Origin of the sequence: Pseudobutyrivibrio sp. YE44 (genome assembly GCF_900104335.1) — a bacterium.
GTDB lineage: Bacteria > Bacillota > Clostridia > Lachnospirales > Lachnospiraceae > Pseudobutyrivibrio.
In genome coordinates this window covers 379,351-398,428 of record NZ_FMXT01000002.1, presented here as the reverse complement: position 1 = coordinate 398,428, position 19,078 = coordinate 379,351, and the positions used below count along the sequence as shown (strand labels likewise).

General features: G+C 38.8%; 22 protein-coding genes. 17 read left to right on the top strand and 5 right to left on the bottom strand.

Annotated features, from left to right (window positions below):
* The first annotated feature begins 157 nt into the window (after positions 1-157).
* Together BLR54_RS05940 and BLR54_RS05935 are read left to right on the top strand one after the other, a co-directional pair.
* Positions 158-1,363 (top strand): 2-hydroxyacyl-CoA dehydratase family protein, encoded by a 1,206-nt coding sequence (locus BLR54_RS05940; RefSeq protein WP_090418092.1) that lies wholly within the window; start codon positions 158-160, stop codon positions 1,361-1,363.
* Entirely contained in the window at positions 1,363-2,904 is a 1,542-nt protein-coding gene (locus BLR54_RS05935; protein ID WP_090418089.1) for a 2-hydroxyacyl-CoA dehydratase family protein, read from the top strand. The genes BLR54_RS05940 and BLR54_RS05935 overlap by 1 nt, the downstream gene beginning before the upstream one ends.
* Positions 2,905-3,345: 441 nt before the next feature.
* On the opposite strand, the gene BLR54_RS05930 is transcribed toward BLR54_RS05935, so the two are convergent.
* From BLR54_RS05930 to BLR54_RS05910, 5 genes are all read right to left on the bottom strand, one after another.
* The gene (locus BLR54_RS05930; protein WP_090418086.1) at positions 3,346-3,993 is read right to left on the bottom strand and encodes a hypothetical protein; all 648 of its coding nucleotides are present in this window, start codon (positions 3,991-3,993) and stop codon (positions 3,346-3,348) included.
* 9 nt (positions 3,994-4,002) lie between these two features.
* Positions 4,003-4,623, bottom strand: coding sequence for a hypothetical protein (locus BLR54_RS05925; protein WP_090418083.1), 621 nt, complete (start codon positions 4,621-4,623; stop codon positions 4,003-4,005).
* 15 nt (positions 4,624-4,638) lie between these two features.
* Positions 4,639-5,439 carry a DUF1295 domain-containing protein gene (locus BLR54_RS05920; RefSeq protein ID WP_090418081.1) on the bottom strand — a complete coding sequence of 267 codons (801 nt, stop codon included), beginning with the start codon at positions 5,437-5,439 and terminating at the stop codon, positions 4,639-4,641.
* Between the two features lie 17 nt (positions 5,440-5,456).
* Positions 5,457-6,302, bottom strand: coding sequence for an SDR family oxidoreductase (locus BLR54_RS05915; protein WP_090418078.1), 846 nt, complete (start codon positions 6,300-6,302; stop codon positions 5,457-5,459).
* A 132-nt stretch (positions 6,303-6,434) separates the two neighbouring features.
* Positions 6,435-7,553: a DUF805 domain-containing protein gene (locus BLR54_RS05910; RefSeq protein WP_176761865.1), complete on the bottom strand. Its 1,119-nt coding sequence runs from the start codon at positions 7,551-7,553 to the stop codon at positions 6,435-6,437.
* 221 nt (positions 7,554-7,774) lie between these two features.
* Here BLR54_RS05910 and BLR54_RS05905 point away from each other — a divergent pair, with 221 nt between their 5' ends.
* The 15 genes from BLR54_RS05905 to BLR54_RS15205 all read left to right on the top strand — a co-directional run bounded on the left by BLR54_RS05905 (position 7,775) and on the right by BLR54_RS15205 (position 19,061).
* Entirely contained in the window at positions 7,775-8,302 is a 528-nt protein-coding gene (locus tag BLR54_RS05905; protein ID WP_090418070.1) for a cysteine hydrolase family protein, read from the top strand.
* A gap of 25 nt (positions 8,303-8,327) precedes the next feature.
* A complete protein-coding gene (pncB, locus tag BLR54_RS05900) occupies positions 8,328-9,539 on the top strand; it encodes a nicotinate phosphoribosyltransferase (RefSeq protein WP_090418066.1) in 1,212 nt (403 codons plus the stop codon).
* A gap of 17 nt (positions 9,540-9,556) precedes the next feature.
* Positions 9,557-10,375 (top strand): NUDIX hydrolase, encoded by an 819-nt coding sequence (locus tag BLR54_RS05895; protein WP_090418063.1) that lies wholly within the window; start codon positions 9,557-9,559, stop codon positions 10,373-10,375.
* 11 nt (positions 10,376-10,386) lie between these two features.
* On the top strand, positions 10,387-11,085 hold the full coding sequence (pnuC, locus tag BLR54_RS05890) for a nicotinamide riboside transporter PnuC (protein WP_090418060.1): 699 nt from the start codon (positions 10,387-10,389) through the stop codon (positions 11,083-11,085).
* Entirely contained in the window at positions 11,075-12,079 is a 1,005-nt protein-coding gene (locus BLR54_RS05885) for an AAA family ATPase (RefSeq protein WP_090418057.1), read from the top strand. The genes pnuC and BLR54_RS05885 overlap by 11 nt, the downstream gene beginning before the upstream one ends.
* 674 nt (positions 12,080-12,753) lie before the next feature.
* Positions 12,754-13,074 (top strand): hypothetical protein, encoded by a 321-nt coding sequence (locus BLR54_RS05880; protein ID WP_090418054.1) that lies wholly within the window; start codon positions 12,754-12,756, stop codon positions 13,072-13,074.
* 97 nt (positions 13,075-13,171) lie between these two features.
* Positions 13,172-13,474, top strand: a complete 303-nt coding sequence (locus BLR54_RS05875; protein WP_090418051.1) for a hypothetical protein — start codon at positions 13,172-13,174, stop codon at positions 13,472-13,474.
* A gap of 68 nt (positions 13,475-13,542) precedes the next feature.
* Complete coding sequence (locus BLR54_RS05870; protein ID WP_090418047.1) at positions 13,543-14,061, top strand: GNAT family N-acetyltransferase; 519 nt, start codon at positions 13,543-13,545, stop codon at positions 14,059-14,061.
* A 156-nt stretch (positions 14,062-14,217) separates the two neighbouring features.
* Entirely contained in the window at positions 14,218-14,586 is a 369-nt protein-coding gene (locus BLR54_RS05865) for a TIGR04076 family protein (RefSeq protein WP_090418044.1), read from the top strand.
* A 107-nt stretch (positions 14,587-14,693) separates the two neighbouring features.
* On the top strand, positions 14,694-15,254 hold the full coding sequence (locus tag BLR54_RS05860) for a flavin reductase family protein (protein WP_074892110.1): 561 nt from the start codon (positions 14,694-14,696) through the stop codon (positions 15,252-15,254).
* Positions 15,255-15,351: 97 nt separating this feature from the next.
* Positions 15,352-15,744 carry a flavodoxin domain-containing protein gene (locus tag BLR54_RS05855; protein WP_090418041.1) on the top strand — a complete coding sequence of 131 codons (393 nt, stop codon included), beginning with the start codon at positions 15,352-15,354 and terminating at the stop codon, positions 15,742-15,744.
* 210 nt (positions 15,745-15,954) lie between these two features.
* Positions 15,955-16,896 carry a Fic family protein gene (locus BLR54_RS05850; RefSeq protein ID WP_090418038.1) on the top strand — a complete coding sequence of 314 codons (942 nt, stop codon included), beginning with the start codon at positions 15,955-15,957 and terminating at the stop codon, positions 16,894-16,896.
* Between the two features lie 257 nt (positions 16,897-17,153).
* On the top strand, positions 17,154-17,513 hold the full coding sequence (locus BLR54_RS05845; RefSeq protein WP_143008402.1) for a hypothetical protein: 360 nt from the start codon (positions 17,154-17,156) through the stop codon (positions 17,511-17,513).
* Between the two features lie 182 nt (positions 17,514-17,695).
* Positions 17,696-18,268: a hypothetical protein gene (locus BLR54_RS05840; protein WP_090418032.1), complete on the top strand. Its 573-nt coding sequence runs from the start codon at positions 17,696-17,698 to the stop codon at positions 18,266-18,268.
* A gap of 85 nt (positions 18,269-18,353) precedes the next feature.
* Complete coding sequence (locus tag BLR54_RS15205) at positions 18,354-19,061, top strand: glycerate kinase type-2 family protein (RefSeq protein WP_330388148.1); 708 nt, start codon at positions 18,354-18,356, stop codon at positions 19,059-19,061.
* Positions 19,062-19,078 lie beyond the last annotated feature (17 nt).

Below are 19,078 nucleotides of genomic sequence, written 5' to 3'. Positions count from 1 at the left end.
GTCGAATTACTATATTTAGTTATTCTTTATGGAATTATACTAAAAGATAACATTGTCTGTTATGCACATTATTGCTACAATTAATATGTTGTCGGCAATCGAAATCAGGCTGTTTACAACACATTATATAGATAGAATTATTGGGGGATAAACTCAATTGAAAGATTTAAAGCACCTTTATTATTTTGAAAAGCTATTACAGGATTCTTATAACGACCTGTGCAGAAAGGGGCAGGAGGATGGAAATATAGCTATAGGCCATGTTTGTTTCCAAATTCCAGAACCACTGTTGAATCTGCCAGGCTGTTTTTCTACACGTCTTCGTGCACCTCGCACAGGCTCCATTGAAATGGGTACCTATTATATGAGCTCCACTTTATGTGAGGCCTGCAGGGCCTATCTGGAGAGAGCCATCGAAGGAGGCTACAACTTCTTGGATTGTATACTGGCACCAGATGCCTGTGCCCAGATGAATCGTTGCGTGGAAAATATCGAGCATCAGCATCTTATTAACAAAGACACTTTTTTCGTGACTTATGCAGATGTGCCAATGAAGTCTGATGAAACTGCTTTGAAGCACTATGTGAAGCAGATGCGTATTCGAGTGCTAGAGCCACTTCAGCAGCACTTTGGAATCGATATTTCTGATACAGCTCTTAGAAAAGCTGTTGAAGAACAAAACGAAATCAGTCGTTTGATTTCAGCAATAGGTGATTATCGTAAGGAAGCTTCCCCTAGAATCACAGGCTATGAGTTTGCAGTTTTTTGCTTGGCAAGCTATGTTTGCCCTAAGTATCTTATCAAAGAAAAGCTGGAAGAAACTCTGGAGGAGCTTAAAACACGAGAGCCAGACCCAGCAGATAAGTATCGAATCAGAGCGGTGATGGTAGGCTCAGAAATTGACGATCCAGAATTCATCCAGTTGGCAGAGGAATGTGGAGCATTAATTGTTGCTGACAGATTTTGCTTCGGCTCCTTACCAGGACGACAGGAAATAAACCTTAGGGATGATGAGGATGCCCTGACTACTATTTGTCGTACATACTTGGAGTGGGGCAAGTGTCCTCGATTCTTCAATCAGGATAAGGTTATTGAACGTAGGGAATATGTTGACCAGCTAGCAAAGGAATATAAGGCTGACGGCTTGATATACGAACAGATAAAGTTCTGCGATTATTGGGGCTACGAACGTGCAGCAGCCTTTCATATTATGGACGAGGAATATGGCTATCCAGTTTTATCAGTGGACAGACCTTATGCAGTTCGTTCATCAGGTCAGCTACGCACTCGAATCCAAGCGTTTGTTGAGCGTGTAGAAATCAAAAAGATTAATGATAAAAACAAAGAAGGGAGGATATCATAATGGGTAAGGCTTTTGGAAGTGAACCATTAGGAACCACTCTCTACAATGGAAAACGACCTCGCAGGCGTCGAGAATGGCGAGGCTTTAGAGATACTTGGTATGACTATACCAGATGGCTTTATTATCTTTTCACCCTTGCAAAATTTATGATGAAGCCCAACAATTTCAAAGGCTTTTTCAGATATCGTTGGATGAGCAATTATCTGGCAGTGCCAGATTTTATGGACCGACACACAGAGGGCCTGAGAGGAACAGCTCTAAGACTAGCACACGAAGGAATAGGTCTAATTATTATAGATATGACCATCTCCCTCACCGAGATTTTCAAGGCAGATCCAGAAATCGGAAATGACACCGAGCTCAGCAAAAAGATGGTTGTCTTCGATGAAAATATGATGAGCACATTAATGGGTGGCTTCAGAAATCTTAAGTGGGTTTGCTACGAAGTACCAGCCATCTACACCAGCTCGTTCATGTGCCAGGATGGCGTTATGCATTACGTAGACAAGACTCAGGAATATGGTGTACCTGGTGATGTATGTCCTATGCCTGCGGCAGAGCTTGGTGCTGCCTTAGAGGATGATTTACCAAAGATTGGAGCCTGTGCCATCCAGTGCAACACCACCTGTGACGGAAGTCTTATGGGAGGTGGCCTTATGGCTCGAAGCATGGGAATCCCTACCTTCCAGCTGGCATCACCTATCCGTCATCGACAGGAGAGTGTGCAGGATTATGCTGCTGACGAAATTTACAATGCAATCAGATTTATAGAAGATAATACTGGAGAAAAGTACGACTGGGATTATCTTTTTGAAAACATGGACAGATTCAATCAGGAAACCAAGGAGTTTCTTGAGTGGCTAGAAATCAACAAGTCTCCATACCCACAGCTTTTAGGAGCCACCCTTGGCTTCTACAGATATGGTGAGTACATGGCTGCCGGCGGTCGTTCGCCAATATTCTTAGAGACCAGCAAGAAAATCACAGCCCTTGCCACCAAGGCTTATCGCAACAAGGAGATGGCTTGCAAGGAATACAGACACCGTGCCATTCTATGGGGGGTACAGGCTGCCTATTACACAGCCTTTCCTAACTGGCTTATGAACTGCTGGGGAATTGTACCTATCAACGATATGCTTTGCTGCGTATCCACAGAGATGGTCAGCACCACAGACAAGCGACAGGCCCTCTTAGACCTTGGCTACCTCTACGAAAACATGATTATGAGAAGCCGCTCCAACGGAGGCTACGAAACAGGCGTAGAAGACCTCTTCAGAATCTGCGAGCAGATGAACGTAGACATGGTTATCATGTACGTCCACATTGGCTGCAAATCCATGGCTGGCTACCACGGCCTCTTCGAGGAAGAAGCCCGCAAGCGTGGCATTCACTGGATATGGGTAAACCACAATCTTATGGTACCCCTAGATGGCACTCGTCGTGACATGCGCACCGAGGTCAACCGCTACATGCGCACCATCCTCAAGGAAGAGCCCCTGGATCCATCCCTCGAAGACTTCGACGACGCCCTGTGCTGGTAGCATCTAACTTATGTAATACTCCCCATCAGGGGATATAAATATCAGTTGTTGGAGTTTGTAGTGAGCTTAGTAAAATAAAAAGCAGGTTTTGCATGTATAGGCAGCAGCCGCCAGGAAGGCGGCTGCAGTGGTCACTTGAGACACGATGTTGAATGTGCCACGGTGACTATACATACAAAACCTGCTTTTTTAATTTTACTTAGCAAACGGAGTATGGAAGCAACTGATAGTTATATCCCCTGATGGGGAGTATTAATAGAACCTACAAGTGTCTGAGCCATACATACAGTAGCTACAAAGTGCAAAACCAATGAAAGTACACTCACAAAAAGCTACATGCAGCATTAAGAGAATCTATTATTTTGCTCTAATTCACCTATACCTACATAGAGGGAGCTGCCCCCGGCTGTCACAATAAAAAGTGAATGTGGAGGGTGGCGGTTAGATGCCAAACAGTACGTCGTGGAAGAGGGTGGCGGTGGCGCCAGGGCCAAGGGCCTTCACGAAGACGTCTGTGGATGGACCGCCGTGTTCCAGGAGCCCATTGATGTAGAATAGTGCTTTTTCTTTTTTGGCTTCGTTGTCGGTTACCTGAAGGTTAGGTGTGGCAAGGAAGCTTTTTAGGTGCTCAGTTGTGAGAGCGTCAAACTCTGGTGATGTAGCTTTTTTGCCTTTGAAGGAAAGGCTACATGGAAGCTTGATGTTGTCGTACCAATGTGTGCCAGGATCACGAAGTGGAAGATGGCTGTGTGCTGACTTGAGGGTGTCGAGGCTGCTAAGGTCAGCGTCTTCATTCATTGTGTTGTAGAGCTCGATGATTAGTGTGTCGTTTCCCATGGCAAGGATTCTGTCATAGGAGTATAAAGGTAAATCAAGCTCGGTTGGGTTGATGATAAGAGTGTCCATCTTCATCAATCCGAAGAAGCCTCTTGCACTCATAATTGATACGTGACCAAGACCTTCAGCTTTAAAGGCTTTGATATCAAACTTCATTCCACTTACTTTTATGCCTTCATATTTGGAGGTGTCAAGTGGAGTAAGCTTGTAATTCGTATTTACGATATTAAGTAAATCTGTAAGTGAATTCATAACGTCCCCCTATCTTTCAATAACTAAATCTGCAAGGCCTGCTTTGTGAAGTGAAACTACACCAAGTAAAAGACAGCCCTGGGATACGATGTTGATGCACTGTGCGGCCCAGTTGATGGATGCCTGTGCAAAATCCTTTGAAGAAAGGTAACCCATTCCAAGGCAAAGAATAAAGTTAAGAAGGAAAGCTACGATTGTGAACTTCTTATTAAGTCTTTTTGCCAAAACGCAAAGGGAATAGCAAATCATTCCAAGGCCAAAGCACATAGAAAATACAAATACGAATGTGCCTGCAAAGATAGGTGGTACTGCTGAATAAAGTGTGTTTCCCTGCTTGTGGTAAATCATGGCGATGCAGGCTACGCCTGTTACTAAAAAGCCAATTGACTGTAATGGGAAAAACATTTGGCTAAGAGCCTGGAAATCACAGATCCCTGCACCATATAAAACCTTGTAAAGGGCCTTGAGGCCTCCGGCACAAACGATATCTAAGGTGCCCATTGAGAAGAGTGCGAAAGCACCCTTGCTCATTTTGTAATAAAAATCACGCATAAGCATGATAGTAGTGATAGCAAATAAGATGACTGGAATAAAATCCATCAATCCCATAAATAACGATATATCCTTCATGTTTCCTCCGAACTGTTACTGCTTGTTCAAATGGTAGATAGGAAGGAATGGAATGATGATTGGTGTCTTGTCAGTGTAAGCTTTGAATGCGGCGTCATTTCCATAACGTTCCATTTGACGCTTCTCGAGGCGCTGTGCCCCGTTAAACATAATGTAGATAATTGCAATGTATGCAAAGATGGCTGTAAGCCACTGGCCAATACCTGTGTATGTGGTAAGGCCTGCCACGAAGATGCCTGTCCAGAATACGATTTCTCCAAAGTAGTTTGGACATCTAACGATTTTGTAAAGGCCAGCTGTTGCAACCTTGTCTGGGTTGTTTTTTTTCTGCTCTGACTTTTGCTTGTCAGCAGTAGACTCAAGGATGAGACCTAAAATTGAAATTACGATACCGATTACAGGCACAATGCAGTCTGTTGATTCGTTAAAGAATCTGAAAAGAAGAGGACTAACCTGTGCTGTATATAAAACAGAAACAAAAAGCCAAATGCAAAGGCTTACAAATATAGGAAGCTTCTTGTCGTTTCCAGTTGCTTCTCTAAGGGTTTTTCTGTAGGCTGCGTTCTTAATCTCTCGATAAAGAAGAAAGCCTGATAATCTTGCTCCGTATATAATGAAAAGGAGAGTCTGTATAGCTAAAAGCCAAAGAAGATTTCCTTCCATGCCATTCTTAAGAGCAAGAACAAAAATTGCTATTCCGCCTCCGGCGATGGCAAAACCATAACCAATTGAAAGGAAATAAACAAATCTATAAAATCCAACAGCGCAAAGAAGGGCGCATACAATAAAAATTACTAATAATAAATTCCAAAACATATTACATAACCTTTCTATTACTTACTGAAGTTGTTCTTAACATACTGAGCGAAGCTCATTTCGCCGTATTTGATTTCGCCAACCATATCCTGAGAAAGGGTATGCTTTGAAAAACGAATGATAGCTTCTTTACCGTTTTTCTTGAGCTTGTTTGCAAAAGCTAAAACATCGAAGAGCCATACTGGAGCACGCTTAATAACAGGCTCTTTACCAGCAGCTTCAAAGCACATGTTTGCGATTTCCTCGTAAGAATATGTTTCCTTGCCACCGATTTCATACATGGCATTTTCATCTAACATATGCTTTACGATGAAGTCTGCAAAATCCTCTGTAGAGATAACATTTGCATAAATTGGGTCTTTGCCAAGAAGTGAAACAGAGCCCTTTTCAATCATTGGACGGAATACCTTTACAATGTCGTAGAAGTATCCTGTTGGACGTAAAATTACATATTTAAGTCCGCTTTTCTTAAGCTCCTGTTCAAAGAGATACTTTGAGTGAACCATAGGAACATCCTCTGCAACGTCAGCTTTAATTACTGAAACGTAAACAAACTGCTTAACGCCTGCAGCCTTTGCTTCATTAAGAAGATTAAGATTTCCCTGGTAGTCGATTTCATAGTTGGTAACTGTGGCAGAAGCCTTTGTGAGACCAACTGTGGTGATAACTACATCAGCATTGTCACAAGTGCCCTTTAAAGTCTCAGGCTTTGTGACATCCACCTGCTTGTAGGTGTAGTTTCCAGATAATTCAAGGTCACGCTGCATCATATCAAGTGCTACAACTTCATGACCATTCTTTAGAAGTTCTTTAAAAACGTCTGCGCCTAAATTTCCATAAGCGCCGGCTAATACTATTTTCATACTGCACTCCTTCGAAAAAAACCAAAAAAATAACAGATGCATTATATCATGTAACACTGTGAGCATCTTTTCCAAAATTGTGCAGAAAAATAGAGATTGTTATGAGGACGTGTAGATGGGTAATGTGGTACATTACCCATGTTGTGAAGTGGTGAGTCGCAATTGATTTTTCAAAGAATTAAGCATAACTCGGTTATGAATAATTACTGCTAAAGCGGAAGTGTTGAAAACAGTGAACTGTACCATAGACATGAACTCTTGCTTCAATAAGAGTGCTATGTCTCGTTCATTACTGATTTCGCCTCTTAAAATTATGTAGCTGTAATTGGTTTGTTTTATTATGACCAATAATAAAAGTGTTGGTAGGAGGAAATTGATTATTTTTCTCTTTCCAAGCACCTCTGATATCAATATGGCTGCAAGCAGAATAATAGATGCATATTCAAGGGCTTGATTCAGAACGAATTTTGGCCCCCAATAATGAAGAAAGCCTTCTGCGCCAAAATTATGATTGTAATTCTTTATAAATATGTAAAGTCCGTAACCACCATTAACAATATTCACCAAGAGAATAGCAAAGCTAGCTATTCTCTTTTTTGAATAATCTAGCAGTAAACATAATAAAAGTGACATTGGTATAGAGACGCTTATAGCAAGCTGCACTAACTGCCCCTTTTCACCATTAAAATTATAAAGATTCAATAAATTTTTTATTTCGAAATATAATGCGATTCCATATATTAGGATAATAATCACTGTGCCGATTATTGCTATACGTTTTCTATTCTTTATAGCATATTCCAAAGACTCTACCTCGTTTTCATATGTCTTTGGACTATCGCCGTACCTATTAGACTTAGGATTAGAAACTATAGTTATTCCATAAAGATACATAACATAAAAGGCAATATGCGAAAAAGTTACAAGATACCATCCATATTCATCTATAAATAAGAAGAGAAAGGATGCGAATGGTAAAAGATATAAAAAGCCTGGAACACCTACATCCTGTAATCTGCGGAAACAGAGTGAAAGTGTTGGTAAAAGAATTACTAGTTGTATTACAAAACCATTGGTATTTACAAAGAAACCATCGTAGTCATACATACCTCGTTTATTTAGGATAAAGCTGGCAATTGTAATTAAGATGGCATAGCAAAGCATGGTGTAAAAATATTCTTTTCTTCTAGCTCTGCCTGTGAAATTAAAAATCTTAGTATGTGACGAGCGTAATGCTTCTATAAATGTCATATTATATCTCCTTTCGGTCTCAAGTTTAAGCATACATTCAAGGATACTAAAAACTAGGTAGAATGTACACTTTTTTATACGGAACCCCCTTTATTGTTTCATTTACTAAAATATTTTTTAAAATAAGTATTGACATAATACTTATAAGTGGTATCATGTATTCATAAGTTAAGTATTGAAATAATACTTAATAAAACCGAAACACACAGGAGGATATAGATATGAGCAAAGTATTGGTAGTAATTGATATGCAAAAGGATTTCATTACAGGGGCATTAAGAAACGAGGAAGGCATCGCAATTGTTCCTTATGTAAAGGAAAAGATTGAAGCTGCAAAGGCAGCTGGCAACACCATTATCTTTACAAGAGACACACATGGTGATGATTACATGGAAACAGAAGAGGGAGCAAATCTCCCAGTTCCACATTGCATCAAGGGAACTGAAGGATGGCAGATTATTCCAGAACTTAATGCAGATGAAAATGCTGACTACATTATTGATAAAGAAACTTTTGGTTCAAAAGAATTGGCAGAGCTTATGGCAGAAAACGAAGACAATATTGACGAGGTGGAATTCATCGGAGTATGCACAGACATTTGCGTCATCTCAAATGTTCTTCTTACAAAAGCAATGATTCCAAACAAGAAGATTTATGTTGATGCTAAGGGCTGTGCCGGAGTTACACCAGCAGCACACGCTACAGCACTTGAAGCCATGAAGGCATGCCACATTAAGATTGAGAACTAAGAATGGATAAAAGGAGATTAGAACAATGAAATTACCACAGATTATCAACAGCTTATTAGAAACAGATCTTTATAAATTTTCAATGGGACAGGTTATGTATCACCAGTTTCCATCATACACCACTACATGGACCTTTAAGTGCCGCAACAAGGATGTGCACTTCACAAAGGAAATGGTAGACGAAATCAAGGAGCAGATTAAGGCATATTGCACACTTACCTTTAAGGAAGATGAGCTTAGCTATCTCAGAAGCATCAAATGGTTAAAGCCAGATTACATCGATTTCCTCAGACTTTGGCATCCACGCTTCGAGGATTTTGAGATTACAGACAATGCTGACTGCGGTCTTTCAGTGGAAGCAAAGGGTACATGGCTCAACTCTTCAATGTACGAGATTCCAACTCTTGCCATTGTAAACGAAGTATATTTCAAAATGGCTTATGACTATGATGAAATCTTTGAGTCATTTAAGGAGCGTCTTGAAGAAAAGTGCAAACGTCTTGATGAGCAGCAGATTTATCTAGGAACATTTTCTGAGTTTGGTCTTAGACGTAGACTTTCAGCAGAGGCACAGGAGCTTGCCATTGAAAAGCTTATCCAGGCTTCAAAAAGAAACAGCTCAAACTTTGTTGGTACTTCAAACGTATATCTTGCAAAGAAGTTTGGCATCAAGCCAGTAGGTACAATGGCACATGAATATATCATGTGCGTAGGCCAGGGCGACAACAAGCATAACGCAGCTTATTCAAACTGGTATGCCCTTGATGCATGGATTAAGGAATACTCAGTCCTTAATGGTATTGCCCTTACTGACACAGTTACAACAGATGTATTCTTGAAGGATTTCCAGCTTACCTTTGCAACCATGTTTAATGGTGTTCGTCATGACTCAGGAGACCCATATGAGTGGGGCGAGAAGATGATTAAACACTACGAGAGCCTTGGTATTGATCCAAAGACAAAGACGTTACTTTTCTCTGATAGCTTAGATTTCGATAGAGCATCAAAGCTTTTCTATCACTTCAACAGTAGAATCAATGTTGCTTTCGGTATTGGTACTTACATCAGCAATGACACAAAGGTGCCAGCTCTCAACATCGTAATGAAGACAACAGAGTGCAACGGACATCCTGTTGCAAAGATTAGTGATGTTGAAGGCAAGGGCATGTGCAAGGATGCAGAATACGTTGAGTATCTCAAGCGTACTTTACAGTGGAGAATTGATCACGAGAAATAGAAAGAGGGGAGCTATATATGGAACGAAAAAATAAAGATGGCTTAACTGAAAAAGAGTTCTTGGCACAATATAATCCTGGCGATTACAAGCGACCATCAGTGACAACAGATATATTATTACTTGGAATGAACGAGGATTATTCTTCCCTAAAGCTTCTCTTAATAAAAAGAGGCAATCATCCATATATAGGATGCTGGGCTTTGCCAGGAGGCTTCGTTGAAGAAAATGAATCTGCATACCAAGCCGCAGCCAGAGAGCTTCAAGAAGAAACTGGATTAAGCGGCGTATACTTGGATCAGATTTACACTTTTACCAAGCCTGGCAGAGATCCTAGAACCTGGGTAATGAGCATAGCATACTTGGCCTTGGTGCCATCTCTTGATGATGTAAAGGGATATGATGATGCTGATGATGCGGCATGGTTTGATTTGAAATTCACTGACAATGCAATAGAGATTTCTAATGAGGATAAGGATGTGCAAATCCTTTATGATCTTAAAAAAGAAGAGTTTGTAAATGGTGCGGTGAAATACGAAAACTTCATTCCAACACTGGTTAGTGAAGAGAGTCTGGCTTTCGACCATGTAGAGATATTAATCGAGGCTGTTAAGCGACTTAGAGAACAAATCTATTACAACAATCAGGCCTTCTGTCTGGTGGATGAGACTTTCACTCTTTCAGAATTGCAGAGAGTATACGAAGCAGTTTTGGGAAAGCCACTCTACAAGAAAAGCTTCAGAGACATGGTAAGCAATAAGGTGGAAGAAACCGGGAATGAAAAAACTTCTAGGTTCAAGGGCGGACGAAGAAGTACCGAATATAGATTCAAGGCATAGGAAGGTAAGATATGACAGCAATAAAGAATTATTTAAAAGAAGAATTATCAGGATGGAAGAAGTTTGATGTGGCTTGGCTTGCTATAGCCACAGCGGTGATATTAGGCTTGTCCATTTATTGGAAGGATTCACTGATAAGCGTGTTTGCAGCCTTGACTGGTGTATGGTGCGTAATTCTTACTGGAAAGGGCAAGCGCTCATCCTTCATCTTTGGATTTTTCAACACAATACTTTATGCAATAGTTGCTTATGGAGCAAAGTATTATGGCGAGGTAATGCTTAATGTTTTGTATTATCTGCCTTTGAACTTCGTTGGCTTTGTTGCATGGCGTAAGTATATGAATTCAGAAACTGGAGAGGTAATCAAGGAACGCCTCAATTTTTCTAAGAGCATTATTTTATATGTGATTACTGGAATAGGTATCTTTGGATATGGAATGGTTCTTAAGAAATTAGGAGGCAATCTTCCTTACGTTGACAGTATGAGTACTGTGGTTTCTGTGGTGGCACAAATCCTTTCTATCAAGCGCCTAACCGAGCAGTGGATATTATGGATTGTGGTGGATATCGTAACCGTATTTATGTGGGCTGTAAACTTCATGCAAGGCGGAGAGACAGTAGCCACCTTGGCAATGTGGTCAGTATATTTAGTAAACGCATTCATAATGTTTTTCCGTTGGTATAAGGAGGCAAAGAAAAATGAGATATAAGGTTGGAATGTATGGGGGCTCCTTTAATCCGTTGCACTTGGGGCACGTAGATTGCATCATCCAGGCTGCGAATATGTGTGAGGAATTGTATATCGTTTTAAGCGTTGGAAATAATCGTGATGAAGTTGATTATCGAATGCGATATAGATGGCTCTACCAGCTAACAAAACACATTGGAAACGTGAAGCTTATCACTATTTCTGATGAGGCAGTTACCAAGGAAGAATATGGCGAGGAATGCTGGGACGAGGATGCAAAGAAGGTAAAGGAACAGATTGGAAAGCCTATAGACATTGTTTTTTGTGGAAGCGATTATGATGAAAATAGCTTTTGGAATAAGTGTTATCCAGACAGTGAATTCCATGTCTTTCCACGAAACGAAATAAGCTCCACCGAGATTAGAAAGAATCCTTATAAGCATTGGGATTGGCTGCCAAATGTGGTAAAACCATATTATGTAAAAAAGGTTTTATTGATGGGCGGAGAAAGCACTGGCAAATCCACCTTAACTATCAATTTGGCAAATCGTTTTGGAACTAACTATATTGATGAGGCTGGACGAGATATTTCTGAGCGTAGCGGTACAGATTTAATGATGATCTCAGCAGACTTCACAGAGATTCTTTTGCAACATAAGCTTAATGAAATAAAAGCCATAGAGTATAGCAATAAGGTTTTATTCGAGGATACTGATACACTTGTGACACAGTTTTATATGAACTTTCTTCAGGACCCTGAAATTGCAAAGAACAAAGCCTTATCTGATGCAATAGACGCTGTGAATTCCTATGACTTGATTCTGTTCCTAGAGCCTGATGTTCCTTTTGTTCAGGACGGAGATAGAAGCGAAGTTATCCGCGATGACAGAGTAACATATAGCAATCAAATAAAGGACTTAATTCTTTCTCACGGCAAGCAGGTGGTTACTATCAGCGGCTCTTATCAGGAGAGATATGAAGCTGCTGTTAGGGAGGTTGAGAGGATACTAGTTTGAAAAGAAACTAATAAATCCGCCCACGCCAATGATTATGCATAATAAGCCAAGCATATACTTTATATTTCTTTGATGGATGTATACGAGAAGCAATATATTTTTTGGAAATATTAATTTCTGAATCAGTTTCAAAGGTCAGGTCATAATATGTCCTGGCCTTATATTTATACTCGCGTATATTTGTAAGTGTTCCCTGACACTTGGTGTGGTGGGTTGCGGCATCAAGTATTATTCGAACACCGCCAAAAAAGATTAAAGAAATAAGAATAAATTTCATCAGGTACACGAGCATAACTGCATTATCACAGATACATAGTACTGACAGGGTAAATGCTATAAGGGATATGATAAGTTATATTAAATGTAAAGCTGTAATCATAGTAAAATATTGTATATATGAATATGTAAATAATTCTAGCTGCCTACGCCCCCCATTGAATAATAACGCTGTAATAAAATCGTAAAGGAGGCATCAATGTTTTTAGATAAAGAGCCATCTGCCAATTGTGGGGTTGGTGGAAAAGGAATATGTACATCAAGTTAGGGGAATGAATAAAAGAGATTAAAATTGAAAGATAATTAATGACCGAATGGCGGAATGTAATTATTGGCGGTGATAAGTTGACATACCTTCAAAGATTTCCTGATGAAGATTAGGGAGGGAGTTGATTTATATGAAAATAATTATTAACAGTGAGAATTTTCCGGATAAATCTTTTCAAAATTATATTTTGAAATGGATAGATTTAAATAAAGATGGGAAATTATCAAAGGATGAAATAGAAGCTGTTGATTTTATAAGTATTCATGGGGATATTGCAGATGGTAGTTGGGATAAAGTTGAATATGATGATTTAGAGAGCCTTGCGGGAATAGAATACTTTACAAATTTAAAAGCGTTACAATGTTATTATACACATCTAAAAGCAATTGATTGTTATGATATTAAAAGCATAGATATTCATGAAAAATTTCAGGAGGTTAGGATAGAATGAACTCAAATAACTAAATTGGATTTGTCTAAATGCAAGGCTTTCTTGATACCCAGAAATGAGATATAGTAGATAAAAATGGTTTTAGGAGAAATGGATTTTGAAAAAGATAACTAATTTGATGTTAATTATACTGAATTTATGTGCTTGCGCTTGTCTGCTTTATTTTGGTTATTTGTTTGTTTCTGGAAGTGATGTGGTAGCTTATCCGGATGCAATGTTACCAATGAAAGATTGGGAACGAGGCGGAATGGCATTAACTATGGGATTATTCCCTCTTTTTATTGCAAACCTTTTAGGGTATTTATACATTCAACTAGGAAGTAAGAAGATGCGAAGGATTCTTTTTATTCCATCTTTGGTTTGCTTGGGATTAGTGGTTTGTTATTGGCATATAGGCTAAAGAGCGCATACAATCGGAATTTGCTGGGGTGCTTAGGAAATAGCATTTGAGAAAAGGAGCAGTATTGTTTGATCAGAATTGAATTATTATCAAAAGACAATTTTCATCCGGATTCGTTAGATCACTATCAAAGAAAACAGGAAGTTAAAAAAGTATACCGAAATCAGGACGGAGAGTATATTCTTGTAGATTGTGTGTATACGGAAGATTGGGATTCAGGGAAAAGACAATCTATTGCCGAAACAATCAGCGGAGATGATTACATTACATATTTGGCTTTGGATGAAGATAAAGTCGTCGGCTTTATCGGGTTACTGAAACAACTCGAAGGCCCATATATGATTCTGGATATGATGCAGGTATCTGCAGAATTCAGGGGTCTAGGTATAGGAAGACAATTATTTTGCAAGGGCAAGGAAGAGGCCCAAAAAGCAGGAGCTCAGGCGTTATATATTTCTGCATGTTCTTCAGAAGAAACCATTGCATTTTATAAAGCGATGGGCAGCAGACTGACAGACTTCCCTATAAAAAGAATAGCAGATGACGAGCCTTATGATTTACAAATGGTTTGTTATTTGGAAGGTTGAGAACCTTCGAGTTCCTTATGTATGAAACAGATTCAAGTTTGTCGAGATGATAGTAAATTGTCCTCTCGGAAAAATATATTTCAGTAAAACGTTCCAGCTACTAAAGAAATGGAAAGTAATATTCTAGTGATAATTGACGAATGGAGGCGAACATCTATGAAAAAGTGGTATGACGAAGAATATGAATTTACGGTAGAAGTAACAGGCTTTTTGCATGGAGATCATACAGAAAGGTATTGCCGTAATGGTGAAGAAATCGGTGATGTTTATAAATGCACCTATGGATGTCCGGTTAATCAGGATGGTTACGGAATCTGCTCAAAGACAATGCTGATGTTGTTTCCTTTGATGGAAGCTGTTAGAAGCGGCGGAGATCTTGCCAAAGTTGGTGGGGATGGGAAATATTCCAAGACTGTTGTGTGCCCGGATGGCTGCGTTATCTTCAAACTGACAGCAAAAACGTTGGGGAATGAAAACTTCCATACCGGTGGTTTCTGGGATTACCCTGATGAAACACAGAAATAACAAGTCGCAGAGTAAAAATAATAAATATGAGATTAAATAATCCTCTTATTGATAGAAGATTAGAGGTGAATTATATTCCAGTAAAACCTACTATCTAAGGAGAAAAAATGGCAAAAAGACAATCTGTTGATCCAAAATATTCTATGTGTGTTCAGCCTTCTTTTATTATAGGCACCAATAATGAGGATGGGACTGCAAACTTTGCGCCCATCACCTGGGCAAGTGCAACCCATGAGGAAGGTGACCAGTATTTATTTGTTATTAGCATGGCTGGAACTAAGATGACCAAGAAAAACGTGCTAAGAACGGGAATATTTAGCGCCAATCTCGTTAGCACAGATATGCTTCCTCTTATGGATTACTTTGGCTCTAAACATGCTAAAGATGGCGCTAAGGATGATGTCTCCTACGAGGTTGTGAGAGGAGATGTATTGGATGTTCCTGTATTGAATGAAAGCCGATGGGTGTATGAATGCGAGGTTGCAAGAATGGTTGAGACTGGGGACTCAACTACCTTTTTCTGTTATATCCGCAATATACAGATGGATAAAAACCTTGTATGTGAAGATATATTTGATATTGATCTTACAGTGCTGGATCCGGTTGTCTATTCAGGCAGGTATCATAGCATTGGCAAGATGCTAGGTAAGATTGGCGATTTTGTTTGATTTTTATATTCCAGTTTAAAGTTCTTTTCCATAGGGAAAGGGAGCGTTATACCAGAAGTTAATCGCACAAATCGGAATTTCTCGGGGAGTAGATAGTATGAATATAGTAATATATGGTTCTCAATATGGTACAGCAAAGCGATATGCTGAAGAATTATCAAATCGTCTTGGATTTGAGTTGAAATCCTATGAGGAAGTGGATGACGTCAATTTATATGAGACAATTATTTATGTTGGTGCATTATATGCTGGCGGAGTACTGGGGATGAAAAAGACATTTAAAGGTATGAAGGATAGCAATAGGCACACGATAGTAATTGCTACTGTGGGACTTGCAGATCCAACAGACAAGACGAATACGGACACTATAAAGAATGGCATGAAGAATCAGCTGCCAGCGGAAGTATTTGATAAAGCTTCTATCTTCCATTTGAGAGGTGGAATAGATTATTCAAAGCTAGGATTTAACCACGATAGAACCAGTTGTTAAAGCATGCTTTGAAAGATAATTTAGGTTTGTCGAACCAACCTCAGTGAGGTTGGTTTTTTCTTACGGTTATATTCCTGGTGCTATATTAAGGATATATTTTAGGGAACTTTATAGCTACATTAGAGTATAAAAGTTCCCTAAAATGTATTGTGCTTTAGGGAACTTTTTGCTACTATCTAGATATAAAAGTTCCCTAAAGGAGATTTTTAGATGGATAGCAATTTTAATGTAATTCAAAAGTTGTTACAGGAAAGAGCGGATTATCAGGCACGATTGAATTTGATTCCTTACGATGGTTCGCCTGAAGTAAAAGAAAATAGTAGTGGCAAATACTTATATATTCGTAAAAGAGTAAATGGCAGATTAACCTCTACGTATGTCGATGTTTATTCTGATGATTTGTATCAGTTATTGCTTCGTAATACAAAAGAAGCTAGAGAACTCAAGAAGCAGATTCGAAGAGTTGATAAAGAGCTAGCTGCAAATGGGTATACTCAGAATGACCTTTCGCCTGAAGTGATTTCAAATCTTGATTTTGCACGAGCAAATATGAAGTCCAACATATATGATCAGGCTGTATTGGAAGGTGTTGCAACAACATTTCCTCAGACGGAAGAGATTATTGAGAATGGTACCGTCAATGGTATGACAGCTGACGATGTACAAAAAATTCTTAATTTAAAGCATGCGTGGGAATTTATTCTTGATAATGACGTGATTCAGGCTGATAGTAACTATTATTTATTGTGTCATATAGCAAAGCTTGTAAATGAAGGATTTTTCCATGATGGTGGAAGAATAAGGGGAGTACCAGTTTCTATTGGTGGAACTAAATATGTACCGCCATTACCAATAGAATCACAGGTAATTGAAAGAATAAATGATATTCTTAAAAGTGGTATGAATCCGTTAGATATTGCTATTGAATTATGTATGTATTGCATGAGAACTCAGATATTTGTGGATGGAAACAAGCGAGCTTCAGTAATATTTGCTAATCACTATATGATAAGTCATGGCTTCGGTTTAATTGTCATTCCGGAAAATTACGTTCCAGAGTTTAAAAAGAAACTTGTTGCTTTCTATGAAAGTGCAGACGTTACTGAAATTAGTGATTTCCTAAAAAAATACTGTTGGAAAAAGATGAAATAAAGAATCGCAGTTTGTCGAGCTTTTTCTATAAGAGAATCTAATACTACTCTAAGTGCCGGCCCACCCTATTGCAAAATAATTACGCGGTAATAAAATCGTAAAGGCGCCAATAAGGTTTATAGATTAAAATTTTATAATACTAGGCTCCAGGGCTTTATACTTCTCCCTGGGGCTATTTTTCTATCTTCCTACAACAAAAACTGATAAAATTACAATAAACGATGGTTTGAAAGTGAGCCGCTAGTATATTTATAAATATGCTTATACAAAATAGAAAAGAAATGAATATCTATCGAATTTCAAAAGACTTAGATATTAAATGGAACTTTTCTGGTAGAGATATATGGGTAAGGTATGCTGGAACAGAACCAGCCTTTGAAATGAAAGAAGATAAGATATGCCTATATGACTTCATGGATAATTACTATGAACTAGATTACGATGGCAACCTGATTTTTGAAAAAGAAAATCCACATCAAGTTAATCCATACGTTGGAAAGGAAGCTGGATATGAACAAAAAAGACCAAATGACAGTAGAAAACTTTGTGAGCACAGGGATGGATTTAGAAACCCTTTATTCTTGCTTTCCAGATTTTTCAAGGGAAGAAATAGCTGAAATTTACAACAACTATAAAAATAATGAAGCATCATCAAATGATGATTCTACAGGCATGAGCATTAATTGTTCATAATAAGTAGAACTGGGGGGAGAGGGAATAACTATAGACAAGCTTGAATAGAGCAGACATACTTAAGAAAGAATATAACCTTGAAAAACATCCTGAAGGAGGCTGAAATATGATAAAAAAGAACTTACGCAGCATGGGTATACTATTATCAATATTATTGTGTCTGAGTTTATTGGGCTGCGGTGAGCAGAATCAAACAAAGGAAACATTTGAACAGGAAACTGTCGTTGGAAATACAGTTGCGGTAGAAAAAGATGCTGCGGCTGAAAAGTATTATAACGATGATAAGACAAGTTTCAATATAAAAGACTATATAGACTATAGGGGTACTTTTGTTGGAATAAATGAAGAATATGTTACTTTTGAAATAAATGGTTGGGGAATATTGATGACAGTATCGACTAATGGAAATAATATAGATAACTGTGAGCTTAGTGTAGTGTATGGTGATAATATTCAGGGCTATCACGAATCATTTATTATTAATAAATCTTGTTACGATGTAACAGATAATCAGACTTCTATAAGCTTGGATAGTAATCTCGGCATATATTATGACAGTAGATTATTGGAAGCTCTATTGGTAATTGCACCGATACTTGAATCGACAGAAGCAACTGAAAAATGTCCATTGTGTGGTACTGGAATACAGCATATAAATGATGGAGACATAAAGTTATAGGGCGAGATGAAGAGACAGCAGACAGAATCATCGGTGAGGTAGAATATCTAGCATACACAGAAGATGATGCTCAAAAGGAACTTCAATGAATCAAAAGCTTAGAAAAGATATTGATTACATAGTAGAAAACTCAATAAAGGCAGTGCTTCCTGATGAGGCTGTAATGAAAGCTTTAGAAAGCTATACTCCATCAAAAGGAAAGAATGTGTTAGTTGCAATAGGAAAAGCTGCGTGGCAGATGGCCAAGGCTGCAACAAATGCTTTGGGGTATGTAGATTACGGAATAGTAATTACAAAATATGACCATGTAAAAGGGTCCATTGATGGTATCGAATGCATAGAAGCGGGACATCCTATCCCTGATGAAAATAGCTTTAGGGCAACAGGGCGTGCAATCGAATTAGTAAAAGACCTTACAGCGGATGACACAGTACTCTTTTTGATTTCCGGTGGCGGTAGTGCTTTATTTGAGCTTCCCCTTATCGATGCTGACGAGCTCCAAGATATAACTAAACAGCTACTAGCTAGCGGTGCTAACATTGTGGAAATAAACACAATAAGAAAAAGACTCAGTCAGGTAAAGGGGGGAAGATTTGCTCTGAAATGCGCTCCTGCAAAGGTCTTTAGCATTGTCCTTAGCGATATTGTAGGTGATCCACTTGATATGATTGCAAGCGGTCCTGCCTATCCTGATACTTCAACTTGCGCAGATGCAAATAGAATTGTTAAAAAGTATAGTCTCAAGCTGTCCGATAAAGCCAAAACTCTGTTAAATGAGGAAACACCTAAGTAACTTGATAACGTAGAAAC